Annotated in this window: 4 protein-coding genes; 1 reads left to right on the top strand and 3 read right to left on the bottom strand. The window is 61.7% G+C overall.

What is annotated here, in order from left to right; genetic code table 11:
* Nucleotides 1-277: 277 nt before the first annotated feature.
* The 3 genes from QSJ59_RS24215 to QSJ59_RS24205 form a co-directional block, all read right to left on the bottom strand.
* Nucleotides 278-427: a hypothetical protein gene (locus QSJ59_RS24215; protein ID WP_285762086.1), complete on the bottom strand. Its 150-nt coding sequence runs from the start codon at nt 425-427 to the stop codon at nt 278-280.
* A gap of 183 nt (nt 428-610) precedes the next feature.
* Nucleotides 611-871 carry a hypothetical protein gene (locus tag QSJ59_RS24210; protein ID WP_285762085.1) on the bottom strand — a complete coding sequence of 87 codons (261 nt, stop codon included), beginning with the start codon at nt 869-871 and terminating at the stop codon, nt 611-613.
* 69 nt (nt 872-940) lie between these two features.
* The gene (locus tag QSJ59_RS24205) at nt 941-1,279 is read right to left on the bottom strand and encodes a hypothetical protein (RefSeq protein WP_285762084.1); all 339 of its coding nucleotides are present in this window, start codon (nt 1,277-1,279) and stop codon (nt 941-943) included.
* Nucleotides 1,280-1,363: 84 nt separating this feature from the next.
* On the opposite strand from QSJ59_RS24205, the gene QSJ59_RS24200 reads away from it, so the two are divergent.
* The coding region (locus QSJ59_RS24200) for an ADP-ribosyltransferase (RefSeq protein WP_285762083.1) at nt 1,364-5,087 on the top strand (3,724 nt) is incomplete at its 3' end.

The following is a 5,087-nucleotide window of genomic DNA, read 5'->3' as shown; positions in this document are numbered from 1 at the left end:
CCACCGCACCACCCCCAACGCACCCCCCCACCTCACCACCACCCAAGCCCACCAACTCCTCCACGCAGCCACCGACCACAACCCCACCCTCACCCAGGTCTACGACGCCTGGCACACCCACACCCACACCACCAAACCAGGCACCCGACTCACCCGCGCACTCCTCACCACCTGGACCAACAACCCCACCACCAACCACATCCTCACCACCACCAACCCCAACCCCGAAAACACCCTCCGAACCCACCGCCCCCGAACCCAGGCCCCAACCAACCCCTCACCCGACAAAGCCCTCAACTTTAAAATAAAGCAAATAAAAAACTTCACCCCAATTCTCAAAGAATTTGGCAACCAAAGCGTCAATAGGATTCTTAGCGCCTACCAAAATAATACTCTCAATCAACTCGCCAACGATAGTACATTCCACTCAGGCAACGTTCCTGGCGACAAAAAACAATACTTTGAGAGCTACGAGAGCAAGGTAAAATTTCTCCACGAGATTGCCACTGACTGGAATAAACAACGCACCACTAATTCTATCCTCAGAACAATACTCCCCAACTCCGCAACACCCCCCGTACTGAACAACACTTCCGAACTCTCGACATCTTCAAATCACAAAATAAAACAACTTAAAAATTCCGCACCAATCCTCGAAAAAATCAGCAACCAGTCTATCGAAAATATTCTTGACTCCTACCAGAGAAACACTCTGAAAGAACTGGTCAAAAACAAAAAATTCCACCCAAAGATTGACCTTTACAACACTGGACACAGAAAGGAAATCCTTAACACCAAGGACAGGACCACACTCCTCCACCAGGTCGCCGTCGACTGGAACGCCCAACGCGCCAGCGATCCCGCACTCCAAGCCATCCTCCCCTCCCCCGCCACGCCTCCTAAGCCCGATCCTGAAACCGAACGCCTCAAAAGCGCCACTTCAATCCTCAGGGATTCTGGCGAACAAGTTGTTAAAATAATTCTTGACGCCTACCGCAACAACACCCTCGCTCAACTCGCCGAAGACTCGAATTTTCAGCCGAGAACCGGAATCGACGAAACAGGAAACAAAAAACGCCTCGCCGAGCGCACCGAAAAAGCAGCATTCCTCCACCAGGTCGCCACCGCCTGGAACACCCAACGCCAAACCAACACCGCACTCAAAATCATTCTCCCCACCCCTGCGAAACCCCCTGCGCTCGACGCCCTCCTCTCGCCGGACACCGGGGAAAGCTCCACCACCTACGCCGGGCCGTCCATCTACACCGCGCTCACCCACACCGGCCCCACCCCCACCCCGGGGATCGACCCCACCGCCCCCGCCACCACCGGCCGTTCCCCCATCGAGGCAGCGCAGCGTGAGGTGGCCGCAGCCAACACCGCCGTGGTCCGCTACGAAACCACCCTGGAAAACACCCGCATCGACCGCGGCCTCTTCTACACCGACCTGGGCTACCTCGGCTCCATGGTCGTAGCCGCACAACTACGCCTGGACGCAGCCCACGCACAAACCCGCCTCGCCCAAGCCGAAACCCTCGACGCCCACAACGACACCCCCCTCGCACAAAACCGCGCCAAAACAATCACCGAACACGCGGCCGCAGAAACCCGCACCGCACAAAACGACCTCGACACCGCACACACCGCCTACCAACAAGAAGGCGGCACCTACACCCCCGACAACACCCCCACCACCACACTCATCCCCACACCCACACCCACACCCACACCCGCACCCGGCCAGACCACCACCAACGGGGAAACCACCAACCAGACCGCTACGAGGGACGCCCTCTCTCCCGAAGCGGCCACCCACACCGGCGCCAACGACCTCCACGTCAACATGGCCGGAACCCCCGACCCCAACGACACCTACTGGACCGACCCCGCCTACTACGACCCCAACTACTACGACACCGACACCCTCAACCTCGCCTCGGACAGCAGCGAGAACTACAACCTCCCCTCCTTCCTCACCCGCGCTGAGGAAACAACCACCCCCTACAGCACCACCCCCCAATACAGCACCACCCAATACAGCACCACCCAATACACCGGTCTGAACCAGGCCATGGACTGGACGACCCCCGCCACCAGCTCCACCCCCACGTACACGACCTGGCCTCCGTCCAGCACCGACTTCGGCAGCAACCCCACCGGCACCTACCTCACCCAACCTGGCCCCAGCGCCCTCCGCTCCACCTACATCAGCCCCGATCCCAGTGCCACCATCCAACAACTCAAAAACACCACCCCCATCCTCAGCAGCACCAAAAGCCAAACAGTCCAAAAAATCCTCGACGCCTATAAAAACGGAACCCTCACCCAGCTCGCCCAAGACACCACTTTCCAGCCACGAGTCGACCTCTATGGAATCGGAGCAACAAGACAACTTCTCAACTTCGACGACAAAAACGCGTTCCTCAATCAAGTTAGGGATTCGTGGGACGCCCAACGCGTGAATAACCCCGAACTCAACGCCCCCCCGCCCACCCCCGCTGCCAGCATCACCAGCCAGGAACTCAAAAACGCCGCACCAATCCTCAAAAGCACCAGCGACCACACCGCCCAGATCATTTTCGACGCCTACAAGAACAGGACCCTCACTCAACTCGCCCAAAACAAAACCTTCAAACCACGAGTCGATCTCGACGGAACTGGAGCAAAAAAACAACTTCAAAGCTCCACCGATAAAGCACGATTCCTCAATCAGATCGCAACCGCCTGGTACGGGCAACGCGCGAACAACCCCGGATTCGACGTCCCCCCGCCTGCCCCCGCTGCCACGCTCTCCAGCACTACCAAGACTTCCAGAACCTCCGGCGCCTCCAGCACCACCAGAACTTCCAGAACCTCCGGTGCTTCCAGCACGGCCAGCACCACCATTCAACAACTCAAAAGCGCCACCCCCATCCTCAGAAACACCCAAAGCCAAACAGTCCAAAAAATCCTCGACGCCTACCGGAACCGCACCCTCACTCAGCTCGCCAAAGACAGGAGTTTCGAACCAAGCGCCGAACTCGATAGAAGCAACAGCAAAAAAACACTCAGAAACTTTACTGAGAAAAAAGCTTTCCTCGACCGAGTCGAGGCCTTTTGGAATGCCCAACGTTCCAGGGACTCCGCGCTCGACGCCCTCTTGTCGCCGGACACCGGGGAAAGCTCCACCACCTACGCCGGGCCGTCCATCTACACCGCGCTCACCCACACCGGCCCCACCCCCACCCCGGGTATCGACCCCACCACCCCCGCCACCACCGGCCGCTCCCCCATCGAGGCCGCGCAGCGTGAGGTGGCCGAGGCCAACCTCGCCGTGGTCCGCTACGAAACCACCCTGGAAAACACCCGCATCGACCGCGGCCTGTTCTACACCGACCTGGGCTACCTCGGCTCCATGGTCGTAGCCGCACAACTACGCCTGGACGCCGCCCACGCACAAACCCGCCTCGCCCACGCAGAAACCCGCGACGCCCACAACGACACCCCCCTCGCACAAAACCGCGCCACAACCATCACCGAACGCGCGAACGCAGAAACCCGCACCGCCCAAAACGACCTCGACACCGCACACACCGCCTACCAACAAGAAGGCGGCACCTACACCCCCGACAACACCCCCACCACCACACTCATCCCCACACCCAGCCGAACCACCGACACCACACCCGACCAGACCACCACCACAGAAACCACCAACCCGACCGCTACGAGGGACACCTTCTCCCCCGAAGCGGCCACCCACCCAGGCCCCAACGACCTGCGCGTCAACATGATGGGATACGGCGCTACCCCCATCCACCCTCACCAGGTTTCACCCCAGGTCAGGGACAACGTGGCCGCAGCCCTCGCCAACTCCCCGGCCACCCTCCCCAACCTGCGCACGTTCGCCTACCCCCTGCTCAGCGCTTACTACGACCGCTCCTTCAGCAACGTCTCTCTGAACGACATCGCCGCGCGCTTCACCCCACCCGGCCAGGACCCCCAGAAAAACGCCTCGGCCATCACCCATCAGTGGAATCGTTGGCATCAAAGCGGAGACCTGTTCCGCGCCCTCAACACCCTCAGCGCCAACAACGTCCCCGTGCCCGACAACGCCTGGACCGCCCTCACCCCGCCTCCGCCAGCCGTCACCTTCCCGCCCGAGAGGTCCCACCCCTACGGCTCCGGTATGAATCACGCCCACCGCTTCGCCGACAACAGCGAAGGCGGCTTCTGGTCCATCAGACACCTGGAAACCACCCCCCAGGGCCAACGCATCCAAGACGTCGCATCCGCCGACGAAGTCCAGTCACTACGCGCCTACGCCCGCGACGACTTCGACCAGATCAACAGCCTGCTGCGCGGCACCCCCACCCACAGCACCCCCGACGACCGCGCGCGCTATCTCCACAACGTCGCCAACCTCGACGCCCTCACCACCCGCGTCCCCGTCAGCCAAGCCTTCCTGGCCCAACGCGGCGTCAACTCCGACTACCTGTTCAACGTCTTGGGCCTGGACGAGACCGACCCCGGCGCACTGGTGGGCACCGTGCACACCGAACCGGCCTACATGTCGCTCACCATGGGATCCCGTAGCCCCCTCGAACGCGACGCCTACCTGATGGTCCGCGTCCCCGCGGGCGCCCCCGGCCTGAGCACCATGCCCTTCGTGGACACCCAGTCCGGGGAGAACGAGTTCGGCGGAGCTCGCGGTTACACGTTCGTCGTCCACGCCGCCTACCAGCGCGAAGCCGTCCAACCCGAATCCGGCGACACCATGCCGCTGTGGTTCGTCGAGATCGAGCTCGTGCCCACCGGCTGGACCCCGCCCCCCGGATGGCAACCATCCCCCCTGGGCGACGCCGAGACCGGTTACCAGCAAACCCCCGGCAGCGACGACTCCGACAGCGACGGCTCCTACTACAACGGCAGCGCACAGGTCTACACCGCACAACTCCCCGACTTCGACCCAACCAGCCGGCCCGCACCCGAGACCGGCCCCGCCACGACCCCGGTCGAGCGGGCACGCGAAGCGGTCGCACGAGCCAACGCCGACCTCCTCCGCCACGAGACCACACTCCACGAACAGCGCGTTCGCAACGACTGGC

The organism is Nocardiopsis ansamitocini (assembly GCF_030268225.1).
GTDB lineage: Bacteria > Actinomycetota > Actinomycetes > Streptosporangiales > Streptosporangiaceae > Nocardiopsis_D > Nocardiopsis_D ansamitocini.
Note: the sequence above shows the minus strand (reverse complement) of the source record. Positions and strands in the feature narration are given on the sequence as shown.